General features: G+C 56.0%; 1 protein-coding gene. It reads left to right on the forward strand.

Going from position 1 to position 275, the window contains the following annotated elements:
• Positions 1-11: 11 nt before the first annotated feature.
• On the forward strand, positions 12-275 hold a 264-nt coding region (locus tag PZC42_RS22415; protein ID WP_308199852.1), incomplete at its 3' end, for a c-type cytochrome.

The raw sequence follows: 275 nt of genomic DNA on the forward strand, positions 1-275 counted from the left end.
ACAGCAGCACTGTGGATGGCGCTAAGCTGTACGACAACGCTTGTGCCAGTTGCCACGGCCGTAACGGCCAAGGCACTGCGGATCACTTCTACCCAAGCTTGACCAGCAACACCGCTGTCACTGCTGCGTTGCCAAACAACTTGGTCATGCCCATCAGCCACGGCTTGTCACGTAAAGGCAATGACGTGGATGTATTGATGCCAGCCTTTGGCCGCGATATGAGCGACGCGCAAATTGCTGCCGTGAGCAACTATGTACGGCTGCACTTTGGCAAC

The organism is Isoptericola croceus, assembly GCF_029382255.1.
GTDB lineage: Bacteria > Actinomycetota > Actinomycetes > Actinomycetales > Cellulomonadaceae > Isoptericola > Isoptericola croceus.